This window comes from Telluria sp. ZB2R32, from assembly GCF_059685715.1.
On record NZ_JCASIG010000005.1, the window covers coordinates 537,326 to 557,748 of the forward strand.

Annotated in this window: 15 protein-coding genes; 10 read left to right on the forward strand and 5 right to left on the reverse strand. The window is 69.7% G+C overall.

Annotated features, from left to right (window positions below; translation table 11 throughout):
* Positions 1-381 precede the first annotated feature (381 nt).
* Positions 382-1,164, forward strand: coding sequence for a lipid-binding SYLF domain-containing protein (locus AC56LG_RS17490; RefSeq protein WP_497167337.1), 783 nt, complete (start codon positions 382-384; stop codon positions 1,162-1,164).
* Positions 1,165-1,303: 139 nt separating this feature from the next.
* Here the strand turns inward: AC56LG_RS17490 and AC56LG_RS17495 are convergent, their stop codons facing one another.
* Together AC56LG_RS17495 and phbB are read right to left on the reverse strand one after the other, a co-directional pair.
* Complete coding sequence (locus tag AC56LG_RS17495) at positions 1,304-1,741, reverse strand: universal stress protein (RefSeq protein ID WP_497167338.1); 438 nt, start codon at positions 1,739-1,741, stop codon at positions 1,304-1,306.
* A gap of 381 nt (positions 1,742-2,122) precedes the next feature.
* The gene (gene phbB / locus AC56LG_RS17500; RefSeq protein ID WP_497167339.1) at positions 2,123-2,845 is read right to left on the reverse strand and encodes an acetoacetyl-CoA reductase; all 723 of its coding nucleotides are present in this window, start codon (positions 2,843-2,845) and stop codon (positions 2,123-2,125) included.
* A gap of 224 nt (positions 2,846-3,069) precedes the next feature.
* Here phbB and AC56LG_RS17505 point away from each other — a divergent pair, with 224 nt between their 5' ends.
* The 8 genes from AC56LG_RS17505 to AC56LG_RS17540 all read left to right on the forward strand — a co-directional run bounded on the left by AC56LG_RS17505 (position 3,070) and on the right by AC56LG_RS17540 (position 12,172).
* On the forward strand, positions 3,070-3,576 hold the full coding sequence (locus tag AC56LG_RS17505; protein ID WP_497167340.1) for a universal stress protein: 507 nt from the start codon (positions 3,070-3,072) through the stop codon (positions 3,574-3,576).
* Entirely contained in the window at positions 3,573-6,167 is a 2,595-nt protein-coding gene (locus AC56LG_RS17510; protein ID WP_497167341.1) for a cation-translocating P-type ATPase, read from the forward strand. The genes AC56LG_RS17505 and AC56LG_RS17510 overlap by 4 nt, the downstream gene beginning before the upstream one ends.
* A complete protein-coding gene (locus AC56LG_RS17515) occupies positions 6,164-6,988 on the forward strand; it encodes a universal stress protein (RefSeq protein WP_497167342.1) in 825 nt (274 codons plus the stop codon). The genes AC56LG_RS17510 and AC56LG_RS17515 overlap by 4 nt, the downstream gene beginning before the upstream one ends.
* A gap of 82 nt (positions 6,989-7,070) precedes the next feature.
* Entirely contained in the window at positions 7,071-7,625 is a 555-nt protein-coding gene (locus AC56LG_RS17520) for a universal stress protein (RefSeq protein WP_497167343.1), read from the forward strand.
* A 6-nt stretch (positions 7,626-7,631) separates the two neighbouring features.
* The gene (locus AC56LG_RS17525) at positions 7,632-8,483 is read left to right on the forward strand and encodes a universal stress protein (protein WP_497167344.1); all 852 of its coding nucleotides are present in this window, start codon (positions 7,632-7,634) and stop codon (positions 8,481-8,483) included.
* Between the two features lie 13 nt (positions 8,484-8,496).
* Complete coding sequence (locus AC56LG_RS17530) at positions 8,497-9,552, forward strand: NAD(P)-dependent alcohol dehydrogenase (RefSeq protein WP_497167345.1); 1,056 nt, start codon at positions 8,497-8,499, stop codon at positions 9,550-9,552.
* Positions 9,553-9,579: 27 nt separating this feature from the next.
* Complete coding sequence (locus tag AC56LG_RS17535; protein WP_497167346.1) at positions 9,580-10,392, forward strand: universal stress protein; 813 nt, start codon at positions 9,580-9,582, stop codon at positions 10,390-10,392.
* Between the two features lie 7 nt (positions 10,393-10,399).
* Positions 10,400-12,172, forward strand: coding sequence for a PHA/PHB synthase family protein (locus AC56LG_RS17540; protein WP_497167347.1), 1,773 nt, complete (start codon positions 10,400-10,402; stop codon positions 12,170-12,172).
* Here the strand turns inward: AC56LG_RS17540 and AC56LG_RS17545 are convergent.
* Both AC56LG_RS17545 and AC56LG_RS17550 read right to left on the reverse strand, forming a co-directional pair.
* Positions 12,169-12,756 carry an NAD(P)H-dependent oxidoreductase gene (locus AC56LG_RS17545; protein WP_497167348.1) on the reverse strand — a complete coding sequence of 196 codons (588 nt, stop codon included), beginning with the start codon at positions 12,754-12,756 and terminating at the stop codon, positions 12,169-12,171. The genes AC56LG_RS17540 and AC56LG_RS17545 overlap by 4 nt on opposite strands.
* Positions 12,756-15,437, reverse strand: coding sequence for a bifunctional acetate--CoA ligase family protein/GNAT family N-acetyltransferase (locus AC56LG_RS17550; protein ID WP_497167349.1), 2,682 nt, complete (start codon positions 15,435-15,437; stop codon positions 12,756-12,758). Before AC56LG_RS17550 ends, AC56LG_RS17545 begins: the two co-directional genes overlap by 1 nt.
* Positions 15,438-15,624: 187 nt before the next feature.
* On the opposite strand from AC56LG_RS17550, the gene mgtA reads away from it, so the two are divergent.
* Positions 15,625-18,240, forward strand: coding sequence for a magnesium-translocating P-type ATPase (mgtA, locus tag AC56LG_RS17555; protein WP_497167350.1), 2,616 nt, complete (start codon positions 15,625-15,627; stop codon positions 18,238-18,240).
* 30 nt (positions 18,241-18,270) lie between these two features.
* Here the strand turns inward: mgtA and AC56LG_RS17560 are convergent, their stop codons facing one another.
* On the reverse strand, positions 18,271-20,397 hold the full coding sequence (locus AC56LG_RS17560) for a putative bifunctional diguanylate cyclase/phosphodiesterase (RefSeq protein WP_497167351.1): 2,127 nt from the start codon (positions 20,395-20,397) through the stop codon (positions 18,271-18,273).
* Between the last annotated feature and the right edge of the window lie 26 nt (positions 20,398-20,423).

The following is a 20,423-nucleotide window of genomic DNA, read 5'->3' on the forward strand; positions in this document are numbered from 1 at the left end:
AGGTGTATCGCGTTGCAGCGCGTTAGGGAGATGCGTTGGGCCACGCAACTCCCCGGCCGCTTGCTGGACGGCGGCCTGGTCTCACCCCCACCGAGTGGCATGGAAGCATGGTCAAGTGCCCGTCCACCCTGGATTGTTTAACGACCATCGTCACCCTCTCGGCATGCATCGACTCGGGTATCGCGGAACACCTGGCCCGGCTTCGGTAACTCTTCGCTGGGTCCCTGACCCGCTCCCCTTCAGGAATTCAGGAAAGCCGCTTCCGCAGGCACTAAACGTGGCGCGGCTTGTCGAATGAACATGGCATCCATGTGATGCATGGAGGTATCAGACGACAAAGCCGGCGCTGCCTTTGTGAATAGGCATACGGACGATGGGATCATGTACGCCAATTCCCTGCCTGTGGCCCGCGCATACCCTGCCCGAGGCTGCGTACCGTACCGTGCCGCCGCATTCTTGCTGTTCCCGGGCGCGATGGCTGGCGCGAATGCGCAGACTGCAGGCCGCAGCCTGCCCTTCGCGGTCGGGATCGAAGGTGAGTTCCGCGCCCGCGACGCGGATGCCGCGCAGCGACGCCTGGCAGACGCCACCCGCGTCGCACGCACCATGGCTTCCCTTCCGGTCATTGCCGGCCTGCTCCACCAGGCGCGCGGGGTGTATATCGTTCCGGCTGATGGCCGCGCAGCGCTTGGGGTCGCCGCCGCCGGCGGCTCGGGCGTGTTGATGGTCCGGCGCGCAGACGGCTACTGGGGCAACCCCGCCTTTTTTACCATGGGCGCAATCGGCCTCGGACTGCAGGCCGGGGCTGAAGGCGGGCCAATCGCCCTGCTTCTCATGAACCAGAAAGCGGTCGACGGCTTTCGCAAGCGGAACAACATCGCCCTGGGCGCCGACGCCGGATTTGCCGTGGTCGACTACAGTGTGGCGGCGGCAGGTTCGCTTGCCGCGGACGCGGTCGCCTGGCCTGGCGGCCAGGGCCTGATCGGCAACGCGGCCACGCTCGCGGTCAGCGATATCCGCTATAACCAGGAACTGATGCAAGCCCATTATGGGAACCACGTCCCGCTGCAGCAGGCGATCGGCGGTGCCGTGCCCGACCCGGGAGCAGATGCCCTCAGGACCGCGCTCGGCGGACGCAGGCAAGCGGCCGCGCCCGGCAAGTAGCGGACTTCGTCGTACACCCCGGTGCGGACATGGCGAACGTCTCCGGCAACAGGCCGGCGCCACCGTCGCGACGACGCTGTAACCGTAGGCGACGACTGCGATCGTCCCGTGGCAGCCAGGTCGGGCTGCGGCCTGTTTTTCAGCGGTACACCAGCACCGGTATCGCGCTGTGCACGAGTACCTTCTGGGTTTCGCTGCCCAGCAGCAGTCCCTTGATGCCCTTGCGGCCGTGCGACGCCATGAGGATCAGGTCGCAGCCGGCATTGCGCGCGGTCGCGATGATCGTCTCCCAGGGACTGTCTCCGCTTGCCCGCTCGAGCCGGTACGGCACCTGCGCCTCGCGCGCCGCCTGTTCGACTCCGGCGAGGATGCTCCCGGCCTGCTCGTGGGCGTGCTGTTCGTATTCGGCGGGCGTCGACTCGAGCATCTCGGGGTTGGCGCTGAGCATGTGGAACGGCGGGACGACCGTCAGGCCAATTACCTCGGCCCCCGTCTCCCTGGCAAAGGCGACCCCGGCCAGCACCGCGCGCTGCGAAGCCGGGGATCCGTCGGTAGGCAGCAGAATGCGTTTGAACATGGCGGCTCCTCGAAATGCAATGACGTTGGTCCGGTCGCGGCCGTGATACGGGCGCGCGACATCAAGGCCGCAAGGAACACGCAGTCGAGCGGTGTCCAGTCGTGCCGGTCATGCAGGCGAATCTCGCTACCTGCCGAGGTCGCGCATCTGCCTCACCGCTTGTCCCCACCGGTACAGAGCCTGTCCTTGACGTCACTATCAAGATGAAGATTTTCACTTGCGATAGCCTTGATCTATATCAAATCTAGCCAACGAACCGGATTGCGCAGGGCCTCTGGCAAACACCAGCGACACGCGCGGTTCGCATGGTTATGACGCGCATGACGTCCCCACCCTGCTCGTTGGTTTGCCGCGCAGTTCGTGCACGGCAGCGCAACGCAACTAGGCCAGGTACTGGCCGCCGTTGACGTCGAACGTGGCCCCGGTGATGAAGCCGGCGTCGTCGTCCACCAGAAACGCAACGGTGCGTGCGATCTCGGCTGGCGTGCCGAGGCGGCCTACCGGAATCGCAGCAATGATGCTCGCCAGCACCTCGGGCCGCAGCGCCGCCAGCATTGCGGTATCGCAGTACCCGGGTGCGACCGCATTGACCGTGATGCCGTGAGCAGCGTTTTCCAGCGCCAGCGCCTTGGTGAAGCCGAGCAGGCCGGACTTGGCGGCGGCATAGTTGGATTGTCCGGCCTGCCCCTTGCGCCCGTTGACCGAACCGATACCGACAATGCGGCCGAAGCGCCGCTCGCGCATGCCGCCAATCACCTGCCGCGTCATGTTGAACATCGATCCCAGGTTGGTGTGGATGACCGAGAACCACTGGTCTTCGCGCATCTTGTGCAGCATTGCATCGGATGTAATACCGGCGTTGTTGACCAGGATATCGACCGGTCCAAGCACTTCCTCGACCTCGGCGACGCCGGCGCGGCAGGCCTCGAAATCGCTGACGTCCCAGCGAAACACCGGCACGCCGTCTTCGCGCTGCATGCGCCGCGCCGCATCCTCGTCGCCATGCCAGCTTGCTGCCACCCGACAGCCCCGGTCGCGCAGGGTCAGCGCGATTGCCTTGCCGATGCCACGGGTGCCGCCGGTTACGATCGCCGTCCTCGTCATCGCACGCCTCCTTCCGCTGGTTGTCTCGCGTTTGATCCGCCTGCGTGCTGTCGGTTCCAATGAGCCGTACGTGGCGCCGGCGGACTGGTTCGTCCAGGCGCGAGCGGCAGCCAATTCTGTCGCTCGTGCGTATTTGATTTATATCAAACAAAATTTTGATTAAATGCGCCAATCTGGCATTGCGCGTATTCGCCGCGCATGATCATTCCCACCGGGAGACGGCCATGTATCAACGGATTCTCGTGCCGACGGACGGATCCGAGCTGGCTACGGTAGCCGCCACCGCAGCGATTTCGTTTGCGCGGGCCTGTGGCGGCGAAATCGTCGCGTTATCCGTCGCCTATCCCGAGCCGGTGCTGTTGTCGGCCGAAGGCGCCGTGGCGTCCGGCACCGCGATGGGCGTCGATGTCCTGCTCGAGCAGGCGCAACACCACGTCGAACGAGTGGCCGAGGCCGCCCGGGTTGCCGGTGTCGCTTGCACCACGCTGACCGCCTATGGCTATTCGCCGGCCGACGAAATCATCGAAGTGGCCAAGCGCCGGCATTGCGACCTGATCTTCATCGCATCCCACGGACGCCGTGGCCTGAACCGGCTGATCGCCGGCAGCGTGACGCAACGTGTCCTGGCTTATGCACCGGTGCCGGTCATGGTCTACCGGCCGCACATCGCCCATGCGCGAGGACGACTCGGCCAGGATGTCCCCGAGGCCATGCGGGCGTCCGGCGGATGAAATACCGGGAGCCGGTCGCGCATGGCACCAACACGCCCGCTGGACTCGGCGCCGGCGAGGCGGCACAGCGGCTCGCGCGCGACGGCCCGAATGCGCTTTCTTCAGGCCGGGAACGCGGCTGGCGCACCATCGCGTGGCAGGCGGCGCGCGAACCGATGTTCGTGTTGCTGTTCGCGGCCGGGCTGCTCTACCTGCTGCTGGGCGAGCCGCACGAAGGCATCCTGATGTTCTCGCTCGTCGTCGCGACCCTCGGAATGACACTCTACGAGGAAGGCAAGGCCGAGCGCGCCCTCGCTGCGCTGCGCGACCTCGGCACGCCGCGCGCGCGGGTGATCCGCGACGGCCGCCAACTGAACGTCGACAGCCGGGAGGTGGTGGTGGGCGACCTGTGCGCGGTCGGCGAAGGCGACCGTGTGCCGGCCGACGGCATGCTGGTCGCCGGCCAGGACGTGCAGGCCGACGAGTCGCTGCTGACGGGCGAATCGGCGCCGGTGCCGAAGAGCCCGAAACAGTCCGGCCAGGAACAGCCGGCAAGTCCCGGCGCCGACGACCCTGCTGCCCTGTTTTCGGGGACGCTGCTGGTGCGCGGCCACGGCCTGGTCCTGGTGACCGCCACCGGCGCCGCGAGCGCGATCGGCCGCATCGGCCAGTCGCTGGCCGCCCTGGTGCCGGAACGGTCGCCCCTGCAGCGCCAGATGGCATCCGTGATCGCGCGCTTCGGGCTCGGCGGTGGCGCCCTAAGCCTGCTGCTGGTCGGTTACCACCTGGCCCAGGGCGGCGCCCTGCTGCAGGCACTGCTGGCCGGCCTGGCATTGGCGCTGGCCATGCTGCCCGAGGAATTCGCCGTCGTCCTCGCGCTGTTTCCCGCCCTCGGCGCCTCACGACTGGCCCGCGCGAATGTCCTGACGCGCGACTTGGCGGCCATTGAAACGCTCGGCGCCACGACCATTCTCTGCGTCGACAAGACCGGTACACTGACGGAAAACAGGATGAGCGTTGCGGCGCTGTACGCGGGCGGTGTCGCATGGCAGGCGGACGGGTCTCCAGTTCAGGCCTTGCCGGACGCGCTTGCCGCCCTGCTCGACGCCGGCATGCTGGCCAGCCGGGCGGACGGCTTCGAACCCATGGACCAGGCCCTGCACCGCTTCGGCGCCGCGTTCCCGGACCCGGACGGAAGCGATCGCTCTGACTGGACCCTTGCCCGCGAATACGGCATGAGCGCCGGGATGCGCGCGGTGGCGCACGGCTGGCAGGCCGGCGCCGGCAGCGACGCGATGGTGGCGGCCAAGGGCGCGCCCGAGGCGATCGCCGACCTGTGCCACCTGCCGCCCGCCATGGCCGCGCCCTTGCTGGCCGCGGCCGACGCCATGGCGGTGCGCGGGCTGCGCGTGCTGGCCGTGGCGCGCGCGGGGCACAACGCCTCCCGTTGGCCGGACGCCGTGCACGATTTCGATTTTGTGCCGCTCGGGCTGGTCGGCTTCGCCGATCCGCTGCGCGCCGGCGTGGCAGACGCGGTGGCGGAGTGCCGCGCCGCGGGCATGCGCGTCATGATGATCACGGGCGACTATCCTGCCACCGCGCTCAACATCGGGCGCCAGGCCGGCCTGGGCGGAGCCGAGCCCTTGACCGGCGCCCGCCTGGCGGCCATGGACGACGCCGCGCTGGAGCGCAGCCTTGCACAGGCCGATATCTGCGCCCGCGTCGCGCCCGAACAGAAGCTGCGGATCGTGCGCGCGTTGCAACGTGGCGGTGCGATCGTCGCCATGACCGGCGACGGCGTCAACGATGCGCCCGCACTGCAGGCTGCCCACGTCGGCATCGCCATGGGCCGGCGCGGCACCGACGTCGCGCGCGAAGCAGCCGACCTGGTGCTGACTGACGATCATTTCGCTTCGATCGTGCGTGCTGTGCGGGTGGGGCGCCACATCTACGCCAACATGCGCAAAGCGATGGTCTATATCGTCGCCGTCCACGTTCCGACGGCGGGACTGGCCCTGCTGCCGCTGATGCTGGGCTGGCCGATCGTGCTGGGCCCGGTCCACATCGTGTTCCTCGAGCTCGTGATCGACCCGGCCTGCGCGTTGGCTTTTGAGAACGAGGCCGAGGAGCCGGACCTGATGCGCCGTCCGCCACGACGGCGCGACGCGCCCCTGATCGACCGCCGGGCGCTGCTGCTGGCGCTTGGCCAGGGCCTGGCGGTCCTCGCCACCGTGATCGCCGCCTATGCCTGGGCGCTGGGCGCGCTGGCGCCGGCCGCAGCGCGCGCCTTCGCGTTCGCGGTGCTGGTGACGGCGAATGTCGGCCTGATTTTCGGCAACCGCTCGCAGACGCTGACCCTGTTCGAGGCGCTGCGGCTGCCCAACCGGATCGCCTGGCTGGTCGCAGGCGCGGCGCTGGCCGCCCTCGCGGCAGTACTTTACGTGGAACCGCTGGCCGGACTGTTCCGCTTCGCCCCGCTTTCTCCACAACAGGTGCTGGCGGCCGTCTGCCTGGGCCTGGCCGCCGCCCTGCCCTTCGACCTGCTGAAACTGGCCCGGCGCGCGAGGGCCGCGGCACCGGCGGCGACATCGTTCCCAAGGAGGCAAGAATGAACTGCAAGACCATCCTGGTCCACGTCGACCAGTCCGTCCACGCCGCCACCCGCATTGCGCTGGCGGCGCAACTGGCGCTGCGCCACGACGCCCACCTGGTCGGCATCGCCCTGACCGGGGTGTCGCGCTACTACTACCGCGAAGGCGCCGCCGACCTCGCGCGTACCGTGCTCGCGCCGCATATGGACGCCCTGTTCGAACGCGCCGAACAGGCGCTCGACGCGTTCCACCAGATTGCCGGCGCAGCAGGCGTGCGCTCGCACGAGCGGCGCCTGGTGGACGACGAGGCCGGGGCCGGCCTGGCGCTGTGCGGACGCTATGCCGACCTCCTGGTCCTTGGCCAGCGCGAACCGGATGCGCCGACGCCGCAGCCGGGCGGCGACCTGGCCGCGCATGTGCTGCTCGCCTGCCCCCGTCCGGTGCTCGTCGTGCCTTTCATCCAGCGCGAGGCCGCGACCGGCAAGCGCATCCTGGTTGCGTGGAACGGCAGCGCCGAGGCGGTCCGTGCCGTCAGCGCCGCACTGCCATTCCTGCGGCTGGCCGAGCACGTCGCGGTCGCCGCTTTCCGTCCCGCCGACGAGCCGGCGACCGACCCGGACCTGCTGTCATGGCTGAAGCGCAATGAGGTCGACGCGACGCTGGTCGCCGAATCCCCCGCCCTCGTGGGCGGCGAGCCGCTGCTGTCGCTGGCGGCCGACCAGGGTGCGGACTTGCTGGTCATGGGCGCGTATGGCCGCACCCGCCTGCGCGAACTGCTGCTCGGTGGCGTCACCCGCACGATCCTGGCGGCGATGACCGTTCCAGTGTTGATGGCCCATTGAAGGTAGTCCACTGCACGCTAAACACAGTTCATCATTCGTGCCCAGCGTCCCGCGCAGGGTTTCTTCAATCGGTGTGGCGAATTTGATCCAGATCATGGTAATCGGTGACGAGAACGGCAAACTTGGTTCGGTAGCGTCGTTCGCCGACACCTCGGTGCGATGCATCACATCAATACAGCACGTCCTCCAGGAGACGCCTATGGCCAGGCGAATACTTGTTCCGACCGACGGCACGCCTGGGGCAATAGCCGCAATCGATGCCGCAATCGGTTTCGCGCATGGCAGCGGCGCCCGGATCGTCGGCCTGCACGTGAGCTCCCTGCCATTGCTGATGAGCGAGGGCACGGGCGTCGTCACCGTTCCGGCGAGCGACGCCGAAGCCGCCGAGTGCCTCGGCTATGTCGAGCGCCGCGCCGCCCAGGCCGGGGTCGCCGCCGACGTTCTGAGAAGGCATGCCGATGCGCCCAGCGAGGCCATTCTCGCAACGGCGCGCGAACTGCATTGCGACCTCATCGTCATGGGCGCGCATGGCAGGCGCAGCGCCGGCATCCGCGCCCCCGGCAGCCAGACGACGGCCGTGCTGACGCACAGTACGATTCCCGTCCTGGTCGTCCCGTCGCAGCATACGGCGGGTTGAAGATACATGCGATTCAAGACCGTCCTCGTGCATGCCGACCTGTCGCGCCATGCGCCGGCACGCATTGCCCTGGCCGCCGCCATCTGCGCCGAACATGGCGCGCATCTCGTCGGCGCGGCGATGACGGGCGTTTCGCGCGTCGTATTCCCGGACGGCTGCGACGCCCGTCCGGGCACGCTGCTGGCCGGCTACGTCGAGCCGCTCGTACACACCGCGCGGCGCGCGCTCGCCAGCTTTACGGCGATCGCCAGCCGGCGCGGGGTCTCGCACGAAGCGCGCCTGGTGAGCGACCAGGCGCCGGAGGGGCTGGCATTGCTGGCGCGTTTCGCCGACCTGGTGGTGGTCAGCCAGGATGACCCGAACGAGAGCCTGGGCTATCTGCCGAGCGCGTCGCCCATGCCAGAGTATGTCGCCGTCAACGCGGCGCGGCCGGTGCTGGTCGTGCCGACGGTTCCGGCCGCGCCCATTTCATTCGCCTGCCCGCGGCGCGTGCTTGTCTGCTGGAACGGCAGCCGCGAAGCTGCGGTGGCGATGGCTGCGGCCATTCCGTTGCTGCAGCGCGCGACCCACGTCGGCGTGGCGGTGCTTACGCCGTCTTTTCCGAACGCATCGGTGAACGCGGACGACTTGGACGACGCGCTGGCCTTTCTCGGCCGGCATGCGGTGCGCGCCCGGCACGTGCTGCGTGACCCGGGGCATGACACCGGCCGTGCCATCCTCGCGCTGGCATCCGAAGAAGCATGCGACCTGGTCGTCATGGGCTGCTTCGGACATACGCGCTTCCAGGAACTCCTGCTCGGCGGCGCCAGCAGGACCGTACTGCGCGACGCCGCGCTTCCCGTGCTGATGGCGCGCTGACAAGGAGATCACCATGCCGAACATGAACGCAGCTGTGTTTACCGGTCCCGGGCGCATCGTACTCGGCCGTAAGCCGGTTCCGCGCGCCGGTCCCGGCGAGGCGGTCGTGAAAATCACCATGACCACCATCTGCGGTACCGACGTCCACATCCTGAAAGGCGAATACCCGGTCGCCGACGGCTTGACGGTCGGGCACGAACCGGTCGGGACGATTGCCGAACTGGGTGCCGGCGTCACCGGCTATACCGTGGGCCAGCGCGTCGTCGCCGGCGCCATCAGCCCCTGCGGCCAGTGCTTCTCCTGCCTGGACGGCCGCCAGGCCCAGTGCGGCGGCCACGCCATCGGCGGCTGGCGCTTCGGCAATACCATCGACGGCTGCCAGGCCGAGTACGTGCGGGTGCCGTTCGCGATGGCCAACCTGGCGCCCATCCCCGACGAACTGAGCGACGAGCAGGTGCTGATGTGCCCGGACATCATGAGCACCGGATTCGGCGGCGCCGAGAACGGCGGTATCCGCCTCGGCGACACCGTCGCCGTGTTCGCCCAGGGGCCGATCGGCCTGTGCGCCACCGCCGGCGCGCGCCTGCGCGGGGCCACGCGCATCATCGCGGTCGACAGGGTGCCGGAACGACTCGCCATGGCGCGCCGCCTGGGCGCCGACGAGGTCGTCGACTACAGCGCGCGCGACCCGGTCGAGGAAATCCTGCGCCTGACCGAAGGCCGTGGCGCCGATGTCGCGATCGAGGCGCTCGGCACCCAGCAGACCTTCGAGAGTTGCCTGCGCTGCCTGCGTCCCGGCGGTACGCTGTCGAGCCTCGGCGTCTATTCCGGCAAGCTGAGCCTGCCGGTCGACGCGTTTGCGGCCGGCCTGGGCGACCACCATATCGTGACCACGCTGTGTCCCGGCGGCAAGGAACGCATGCGGCGGCTGATGAACGTGGTCGCATCGAACCGGCTCGACCTGCGGCCCCTGGTGACCCACCGCTTCCGCCTGGAGCAGATCGAGGACGCCTACGAATTGTTTGCCAACCAGCGCGACGGCGTGCTCAAGGTCGCCATCGTTCCCTGAGCGTGCATGCGCGAGAAAGGACAAACCATGTACAAGACCATCGTGATCCATGTGGACGACGGCCCCGGGTTCGCCGCCCGGCTGCGCGCCGCCACCGTCCTTGCGGACGGGCACGGCGCCCACCTCGTCGGCGTCGCAGTGACCGGCATGTCGTTTGCCGGATATGCAATGCTGAGCGGCCAGATGGCACTGATGCCGCTCGACGAGTTCGCATCCCTGCGCGCAGCCGCAGGCGCGAGCCTGGCGCACTTTTCCGCGGCGGCGCAGCGGCTGGGCGCGCAATCCATCGAGGAACGCCTGATCGAGGATGACCAACGCTTCGCCCTGCTGCTGCAGTCGCGCTATGCCGACCTGCTAGTGGTCGGCCAGGACAGCAGCGCGCGTGGCTTGCCGCAATACCTGGCCCTGCACGGGCCGCGGCCGGTGCTGACGGTGCCCGAGTCCTATACGGACGCCCCGATCGGCGAGCGCGTCGTCATCGGTTGGGACGGCAGCGTGCCGGCCTTGCGGGCGATTGCCGGCGCGCTGCCCGTGCTGGCCCGTGCCGGCGACGTCTGCCTGGCGCTGGTCAATCCGGATCGGGAAGCGGGGCTGCATGGCGACGAGCCCGGGGCCGACATGGCCTTGTACCTGGCCCGCCACGGCGTGCCGGTCGAGGTCGTGGTCGAGCGGACCGAGTGGCCGGCCGGCGAGGCGCTGCTGCGCATCGCCCACGACCGCGATGCCGGCCTGCTGGTCTGCGGCGCCTTCGGCCACAGCCGCTATCGCGAGATCGTGCTGGGCGGGGTCACCCGCATCCTGCTCGAACGGGCCCGGCTGCCGGTCCTGTTCGCCCATTGAGGGCGCCATGAGTCCGCCCGACTCAGCCGGCGTCGGTGCGCGCGACGCCAGCGCCTGGCAGGGTACGCGCCATCACTACCCGGAAGAACACGTCGCCCACGCGACGCTCGACCTGGTCCTGCACGCCTGGCTCGGCCGGTTCACCTTCCATGTTTCGCCGGCGGCCCTGGCGCTGGCCTGGGCCGACTGGAGCCTGCACCTGCTGCTCTCGCCTGCCAAGCAGGCCGAACTCGCCATACATGCCGCCGCGGCAAGCGCGCGCTGGTGGCGGTATTGCGCCGGCGCCGCGCTGGCCAGCCCGGCCGCCCCGGTCGAGCCGCTGGCCCAGGACAAGCGCTTCGCCGACGCGGCCTGGCAAGGCTGGCCGTTCAACCTGCTGAGCCAGGGCTTCCTGCTGCAGCAGCAATGGTGGCACCGCGCCACCCGCAGCGTGCGCGGCGTCGCGCCGCACCATGCCGACGTCGTCACGTTCGTGGCGCGCCAGCTGCTCGATGCGGCGGCGCCGTCGAATTTCGTGCCGACCAACCCGGTCGTGCTGCAGGCCACCTGCGAGCGCGGCGGCATGAACCTGGTGTCGGGCGCCATGCGTGCGGCCGGCGATGCCTGGCGCGCGGCCGGCGGAGATACGCCGCTGCCCGGTTTGCGCCCCGGGCACGAAGTGGCGCGCACGCCGGGCCGTGTGGTCATGCGCAACCGCCTGTGCGAACTGCTGCGCTACGACGCGGTCACGCCCCAGGTGCACGCGGTGCCGCTCCTGATCGTGCCGGCCTGGATCATGAAATACTATATCCTCGACCTGTCGCCCCATAACTCGCTGGTGCGCTACCTGGTCGGGCAGGGCCACACGGTGTACGTCATTTCATGGAAAAATCCCGGCGCCGAAGATCGCAACCTCGGCCTCGACGATTACCGCCGGCTCGGCATCATGGCGGCGCTCGACGTCATCCAGGACGAAACGGGCGCCGCCCAGGTCAACGCCTGCGGCTACTGCCTGGGAGGTACCCTGCTGGCGATCGCGGCGGCCGCCATGGCGCGCGACCGCGACCGCCGCCTGGCCAGCCTGACCCTGCTGGCGGCCCAGGTCGACTTCACCGAGCCGGGCGAGCTGTCGCTGTTCGTCGACCACAGCGAAGTCAGTTTCCTCGAAGCGTCGATGTGGAGCCAGGGCTACCTCGACACGCGCCAGATGGCCGGCGCCTTCCAGCTGCTGCGCTCGAACGACCTGGTGTGGTCGCGCCAGCTGCGCCACTACCTGCTCGACGTGCCCGACCGCCAGACCGACCTGATGTCCTGGAATGCCGACGCCACGCGCATGCCCTACCGGATGCATTCGGAATACTTGCGCAGCCTGTTCCTCGACAACGACCTGGCCGGCGCGCGCTACCTGGTCGACGGCCGGCCGGTGGCACTGACCGACATCCACGCGCCGGTCTTCGCGGTCGGCACCCGCACCGACCACGTGGCGCCCTGGCGCTCGGTCTACAAGATCGGCCTGCTTGGCGACACCGAAACAACCTTCCTGCTGACCTCCGGCGGCCACAATGCCGGCGTGGTCGCTCCCCCCGGCGAGCCCGGCCGCAACTACCAGCTGGCCACCCGCGCCGCCGACGCCCCCTACGTCGATCCAGAGCGCTGGCAGCGCGACGCCCCATGTATCGAGGGCAGCTGGTGGCCGGCCTGGGCAGCATGGCTGGCGCGGCGCGCAGGCCCGCCAGTGCCGCCGCCGCGTACCGCGGCATCGCTCGGGGCAGCCCCCGGCCTCTATGTACTGGCGCCTTAACGGCTCCCGGCGCCGAGGCGGCGCAAGCGCGCGCACCAGGCTTCGGCAAGCTGCGGCGTCAGTGCTCCGGCGCCGCCGACCAGCGTGCTGCGCACCGGCCCAATCCCCGTGAACCCCAGCAGATTGCGTTGCAAGGACTTCAGGCTATGCGCCCGGTAGAACCAGCGGTACAGGGGCGCCGGCATCCCCATCGTGACGATGATGCGGGCGCTGCGCCCGCGTAGCAGGCCGGCCCTGAACGGATTGCGGTTGCCGGCCGCGATCGCGAAGCCCGGCCGTGCCACCTGCTCGAGGAATCCCTTCAGCAGCGCCGGCATGTCGCCCAGCCACAGCGGATAGACCAGCACCAGGTGCGAGGCGCGTGCCAGCGCCTGCTGGGCAGGGAGCAGTGTCTCCGGCAACGGCCCCTGCTGCCAATCCCGCGCGCTGTGCAGCAAGGGAAAATCGAGCCGCGCCGGCTCTACCGTCTCGACAGCATGCCCGGCGCCACGCGCACCGTCCACGTAGGCCTGGGCCAGGGCATGGCACAGGTGCCGCGTGCCGCAGTCGGGATGGCTTTGGACAACCAGGATATGCCTGTCCATCAAGCCGCCTCCGCGGGAGCGAGCACCAGGCGCAGGCTGACCGTGCCATCGGCATCGGGGGCGACCTCGAATCCATGGTGGCGCGCCAGCGCGTGCATGCCCAGGTTCTCGGCGAGCGCGACGCCGGTGAGCACGTGCATCCCGCGGAACCGGCAGTAGTCGAGCAGGGCCGTCATCAACAGCGTGCCGAGTCCCTGCCCCTGCAGGTCGGAACGTACCACGACCGCGAATTCGCCGCCGATGTTGTCCGGGTCGGCAACCACGCGCACCACCCCGAGCGTCTCCGAACCGCCAGTCGCAGGGCGCGTCAGGATGAACGCCATCTCGCGCGCGTAGTCGATCTGGGTGAAGCGCGCCAGCTGGGCGTCCGACAGCTCGCGCGCGCTGCCGAACATGCGCAGGTGCACGTCGTGCGGCGTGAGCGCGCGGAAGAATGCCTGGTGCGCGCGGGCATCGTCGGGCCGGATCGGCCGCAGGGTCAGCGTGCCGAGACGGGTGTCGACCTGGCGTTCGAGGTTGTCCGGATAAGGCAGGATCGCCAGGCGCGCCAGCGGGTCGGCGCCGGCGGCAGGCGCCAGGCGCATGCGCGCGTCGAGGGCCAGCACGCCGGTGCTGTCGGCCAGCAGCGGATTGATGTCGAGTTCGCACAGCTCGGGCAGGTCGGCCGCCATCTGGCCGACCCGCACCAGCACGTCGCACACGGCGTCGAGGTCGGCCGGCGGGGTGTCGCGAAAGCCCGCCAGCAGGCGCGCGACGCGGGTGCGCGAGATCATGTCGCGCGCCAGCACCCGGTTCAGCGGCGCCAGCCCGACAGCCTGGTCGGCGCGCGCTTCGACCGCGATTCCACCCTGCCCGAACAGGATGACCGGACCGAAGACCGGGTCGACCGACATGCCGACGATCAGCTCGAGGGCGTGCGGGCGGCGCGCCATGGCCTGCACCGTAAAACCGAACAGGCGCGCTTCGGGGCGCAACGTGCGCACCCGCGCGCGCATCTGCACCAGCGCCTCGCCGAGGGCCTTCGCATCGCCAAGGTCGAGCGCCACGCCGCCGACCTCGGTCTTGTGCGGGACGTCGGGCGAGACGATCTTCAGCGCCACCGGATAGCCGATGCGCTGGGCGGCCGCGAGCGCGTCCACCTCGTCGGGGACGACCTCGGTCGGCACCGAGGCAATCCCATAGCTGGCCAGCAGCGCCTTGGCGCCGGCTTCGCCCACGCCCAGGCAGCCCGCGTCCATCAGCCGCGCCACCTGGGCGCGCGCGGCGGCGCGGTCGGGCGGCGCCAGCCGCTCGGCCGCCGGCACCTGCATCAACAGCGCCTGGTTGCGCGCATAGTCCACCAGCTGCATCAGCGCACGCACCGCCTCCTCGGGCGTATCGAAGACCGGCAGCCCCGCGTCGATGCAGAGCCGGCGCGCCTCGGCCACGCTGGCGCCGCCGAGCCAGCAGCACAGCACCGGCTTGGCGGCACCGCGCAACAGCGGCAGCAACACGCGCGCGACCGCGGCAGCGGACACGATCGCGGTCGGCGCATGGATCAGCAGCACGGCGTCGGCCTCCGGCGCCGCCAGCAGCGCCTGCAGCGCATGGCGATAGCGCTCGGCCGGCGCGTCGCCGACGATGTCCACCGGATTGGCGCGCGGCCAGTTCGGCGGCAGGCCGCCGTCGAGCCGGGCCAGCGTGTCCGGAGCGAGCGACGCCAGGCTGCCATGCGCCTCGAACAGCGCATCGGTCGCCATGACGCCCGGGCCGCCGCCGTTGGTGAGGATCGCCAGCCGGCCCGCGCCCGGCCGCAAGCGGTGCGCCAGCATCGCCACGGCGTCGAACAGTTCGGCCGTGGTATGCACGCGCAGCATGCCGGCGCGGCGCAGCGCGGCATCGACCACCAGGTCGGCGCCGGCCAGGGCGCCGGTATGGCTGAAGGCGGCGCGTGCCGCCTCCGGCGCCCGGCCCGCCTTGACGATCACGGTCGGCCTGGCGCGCGCCGCCCCGCGCGCCGCCGACATGAACTTGCGCGCCTGGCGGATGCTTTCGGCATACACCAGGATGGCGTCGGTGCCGGGATCGCCGGCCAGCCAGTCGAGCAGGTCGCCGAGGTCGACGTCGGTGCCGTCGCCCAGCGACACGAACGAGGAAAAGCCGATGCCCCGTTCGCGCGCCCAGTCGAGCACGGCGGTCACCATGGCCCCGGACTGGGCCACGAAGGCCAGTCGTCCGGGCAAGGCCGCCGCCGGCGCGAAGCTGGCGTTCAGGCCGATGCCCGGCACCAGCAGGCCGACGCAATTCGGGCCAAGGATGCGCAATAGCCACGGACGCGCCGCATCCTGCATCGCCTGGCGCAGGCTGGCGCCATCGGCCCCCACGGCATCGAGCCCGGCACTGAGCACGATGACGCTGCGGCAGCCGAGCGCGCCGAGCTGGCCGACGATGCCGGGCACGGTCGCCGCCGGCGTGCACACCACGGCGAGGGCCGGTGCGCGCGGCAGGCGCGAGATGTCGGAGAAGACGGTCAGGCCCAGCAACTGGCGGTACTTCGGATTGACCGGCCAGACCGGCCCTTCAAAACCGCCGCTGACGAGGTTGGCCAGTACGGTTGCACCGACGCTGCCGGCGCGCGCCGACGCCCCGACCAAGGCGACCGAATCGGGCCGGAAGAACGTGGCGAGGTTACGGATGCTCATCTGGCGCTCTCCCTTCGACGCCGCCCGCGGCGGCCACCCGACTAGCTTACGCACACCCCCTTCGATGCACGCGCTTCGTATTTGATATGGATCAAATACCCATGCAAGGTCTGCGCGGACACTGCGCTTTTGACGACAACGCGGCCGGCGCATCGTCCGCAAGCCGGCCAGGCGCGGCCGATCCGACATGGGCCAGATGCAAGGCGGGGAGCAGCACGCGCGCACCGGCCTGGCGGCGATCGCAGCGCTGGATGCCGGTGCGGCCGTGGATGCGCTCGGTAGCTGCGCGGCCGGTCTCGCGCCGGACGATGCGGCCGCGCGCCTGCTGCGCCACGGCCGCAACGTGGTCGCCGACCAGCGAGCGCCTCGTCCGTTCAGCCTGCTGCTGGCGGGTTTCGCCCGTCCGCTCCCGCTGCTGTTGCTGGCGCTCGCCGCACTCGACCTCGGCACCGGCCAGCACATCAGCGCCGCCGTGATCGGCGCCATCGTCGTGCTGTCCTGCCTGCTCGGCTTCGTCCAGGAATACCGCGCGCAGCGCGCGGTGCAGGGCTTGCGCGCCCTGGTGCGCAGCGAGGTCCAGGTGATCCGGCGCCGGGTGGACGCGGGCGCGAACGGCGCCGCGCAGGCGATTCCCCTGGAACAACTGGTGCCGGGCGACATCGTCGTCCTGGCTGCCGGCGACCTGGTGCCGGCCGACGTGCGCTTTCTCGAGACGGTCGACCTGTTCCTCGACCAGTCGGCGCTGACCGGAGAAGCGCTGCCGGTCGAAAAGCATGCCCGGCCCGTAGCGGCCGCGGCCGCGGCGCCGGAGCTGGAGTTCGCCAACCTCGGCTTCATGGGGACCCACGTCACCAGCGGCAGCGCACGCGCGCTGGCGCTCGCGACCGGCACCCGCACGCGTTTCGGGCAACTGGCCGCGGCCCTGGCCGAGGCGCGCGAGCGCACCGACTTCGACCGCGGCATCGACCGCGTGGTCGCCCTGCTGCTGCGTTTCATGCTGGTGATGGCGCCGCTGGTGCTGCTGCTGAACTGGATCACCAAGGGCGACTTCCACCAAGCGCTGCTGTTCGCCGGCGCCGTGCCGGTGGGCCTGGCGCCTGAAATGCTGCCGATGATCGTCACCGTCAACCTGGCGCGCGGCGCGCTGGTGCTGGCGACGCACGGCATCATCGTCAAGCGCCTGGGCGCGGTGCAGACCCTGGGCGCGATCGACGTCCTGTGCGCCGACAAGACCGGCACGCTGACCCAGGACCGGGTCGTGCTCGAGCGCCACGTCGACATCGCCGGCAAGGATTCCAGCCGGGTGCTCGACCATGCATACCTGAACAGCTACTACCAGACCGGGCTGCGCAACCTGCTCGACGCCGCGGTGCTGCGCCATGGCGACGTGCATGCGCGCGTTGCGGCCGAACGCGACTGGCGCAAGGTCGGCGAGATCCCGTTCGACTTCGAACGGCGGCGCATGTCGGTGGTGCTGGAACGTCCCGACGGCGGGCGGGTGCTCGTGTGCAAGGGCGCGGTCGAGGAAGTCGCCGCCGCCTGCACCAGTGCCGAGCTCGACGGCAACCAGGTCGGCTTCGGCAGCGGCCATGCCGCCACGCTCGGTGGCGTCGTCGACCACCTGAACGCGCAGGGCTTGCGCGTGATCGCGATCGCCTGGCGCCCGCTCGCGCCGGACGAGACCGGTTTCAACGATCCGGCGTTGGAGCGCAGCCTGGTCCTGCTCGGCTATACCGCGTTCTTCGACCCGCCCAAGGAATCGGCGGCGCCCGCGATCGCCGCGCTGGCCGCGCGCGGGGTGGCCGTCAAGGTGCTCAGCGGCGACAATGCCGCCGTCTGCGCGCACGTCTGCGGCCTGGTCGGCATCGACGCGCACGCCACCATGCTCGGCGCCGACGTCGATCGGCTCGACGATACCGCGCTGGGCGCGGCGGCGGCGCGCACCACCGTCTTCGCCAAGCTGGCCCCGCAGCAGAAAACGCGCGTGATCCGGGCGCTCCAGGGCCAGGGCCGCGTCGTCGGCTTCCTCGGCGACGGCATCAACGACGGCCCGGCCCTGCGCGCAGCGGACGTCGGCATCTCGGTCGACACCGGCGCCGATATCGCCAGGGAATCGGCCGACCTGATCCTGCTGCAGAAAAGCCTGCTCGCGGTCGACGAGGGCGTGCTCGCCGGGCGCACGGTGTTCGGCAATATCGTGAAGTACATCCGCATGAGCGCGAGCTCGAACTTCGGCAACATGCTCAGCGTGCTGGGCGCGGGCGTGCTGCTGCCCTTCCTGCCGATGGCGCCGCTGCAGGTGCTGCTCAACACCCTGCTGTACGACTGCTCGCAGACCGCGCTCACCGCCGACCGGGTCGACCCCGGCTACCTGGCGCTGCCGCGCCGCTGGGAGATCGGCAGCCTGCGCCGCTACGTGCTGTGCTTCGGTCCGCTCAGTTCGCTGTTCGACTATGCGACCTTCGCCCTGCTCTGGTTCGGCCTGGGCGCATGGGCGGACGTGGCGCTGTTCCAGAGCGGCTGGTTCGTCGAGTCGCTGCTGTCGCAGACCCTGATCGTCTACGTCATCCGCACCGGCATGCTGGGCGCCGGCGCCACGCGTCCGGCGGCGCTGCTGGTGGCGGCGAGCCTGCTGGTATGCGCCGCAGGGCTGTGGCTGCCGCTGTCGCCGCTCGCGCCGCTGCTCGGCCTGGTTCCGCTGCCTGCTCCTTACTGGGGGGGCCTGGCCGCGATCCTGGCTGCGTATGGCGGGCTGACGCTGCTCGTCAAATCCTGGCTGATCCGGCGCTTTGGCATTGCCTGACACGGCGCCGGCGCCGGCCTGGCGCCCACGTCAGCCGTGGTCCTGCGCCTGGCTCCCGTAGCGACGTTCGAATTCGTCGATCGGCATCGGACGGCCGAGCAGGTAACCCTGCAGGCCGGTGCAGCCTGCTTCGATCAGGAAGCTGCGCTGCGCCTCGTTCTCCACGCCTTCCGCAATCGTTTGGAGCTTGAGCTTGCGCGCCAGGGCGATGATGGCTTCCACGATGGGGCCGGCGTCGGGATCGACATGGACATCGTGCACGAAAGAGCGGTCGATCTTGAGGGTCGACACCGGGAAGCGCCGCAGGTAGGCAAGCGAGGAGTAGCCGGTGCCGAAATCGTCCAGCGAAAAATGCAGCCCGAGCCGGCGCAACGCATGCATGTGGCCGATGATGTCGTCGACGCCGTCGGCGAACACGCTCTCGGTCAGTTCCAGGCACAGGCGGGCCGGCGGAGCCCCGGATGCGGCGAGCACCTGCGCCACCTGGGCGGTGAACGCCGGATCGCGCATCTGCCGCACACTCACGTTGACGGCCAGGTCGAGCGCGCCCAGGCTAGCGTCGGCTTGCCAGCGCGCCAGGACCCGGCAGCTTTCCTCGAGCACGTACTGCCCGAGCGGCAAGATAAAACCCGAGGCTTCGGCCAGGCCGATGAAGACGTTCGGCCCGACCAGGGCACCATCCGAGCGGCGCCAGCGCAGCAATATCTCGCCTCCAGTCAGGCGGCCCTCGCTATCGAACTGCGGCTGGCAAAACAGGACGAACTGGCGCTGCAACAATCCCTCGCGCAGGCTGCGTTCGAGTTCCGCCTGGTCTTCGGCGGCCGCCTGCATGTCAGGATCGAAAAAGCATACGCGGTTGCGCCCCTGACGCTTGGCCTGGTACATGGCGAGATCAGCGTGTTTAAGCAGGGTATCGACGTCGGCCGTGCAGCCATCGAACAGCACGACGCCCATGCTCGGCGTGCTCGTGCACGGGCGCCCGGACAGCGCATAAGGCTGGGCCAGGGCAAGTCGAAGTTTTTCCACGACGTGGCCGGCCTCGACTGCCGCTTCCGGCATGGCGCACCCGAGTTCCTCGAGAACAACCACGAACTCGTCGCCTCCCAGCCGCGCTAGTCCGTCGCTGTGGCGCGTCGCGCTGCGCAGCCGCGCGGCCACTTCGCACAGCAGACGGTCGCCGGCGTCATGTCCCAGCGTGTCGTTCAGAAGCTTGAAGTTGTCGAGGTCCATGAACACGACGGCCCCGGGACGGCCCGAACGCTTGCTGCGGGCCAGCGCAGTGCCGAGTTCGCCAGCGAGCAGGCGGCGGTTGGGCAAACCCGTCAGGAAGTCGTAATAGGCCAGTTCGTGAATGCGGCGCTCGGCGAGTTTGCGTTCCGACAGGTCAGTGTTGGTCCCGGAAACACGCAAGGCCCGTCCGTTCTCGCCGCGCAGAACGAAGCCGCGCGACAGCACGGGCACATCGTGGCCGTCGCGGTGACGCAGGCGAAATTCGATGCCGTAGCTGTCCACCTGCCCCGCGATCAGCTCGCGCATGAATTCTTCGATGCCCGGCCGGTCGTCAGCGTGCACCAGCTCCAGCCACAGACCAGGCGATACTGGCAAGCTGCCCGGCTGGTAGCCGAGCATGTGCCACCAACAATCGGAATAATAGATCTCTCCGGAAACCAGGTTCCAGTCCCACGGCGCATCGGTCGAACCGCGCAGGACCAGGCGCAGCCGCTCTTCGGAGTCCTGCAGGCGCTGCTGCGCCTCTTTGAGTGCGGTACAGTCGGTAAAGCACACGACCACCTGCAGCAGGCGGCCTGCAGCGTCGAACTCAGGATAGGCGTTGCAGATCAGCCAGCGTACGGCCGGCGCAGCGCCCGCCGGTACGCCGACGAGCACGTCAGCCACCCTGGAGCGCGTGCGCAGGACAACGTTGACCGGGAACTGTCGGGCGGGTACTGGTGCGCCATCGGAACCGACGAAGCCCCATGCGGCAGCGCTCGCTTCCATGCCTTGCAATCGTTCGGCGCTGTGTCCCAGCAGCTGGCAAGCGAGCCGGTTGGCGCTCAGGATGCGCCCGCGGGCGTCATGAACTACGACGCCGGCCGGCAGATGGTCGAGAAGATCGTCGACCCGGCGCGGGACAGTCGTGACGGGGTTCGATGTCATATGGGACGAAAGGGGATCGCTGGTTA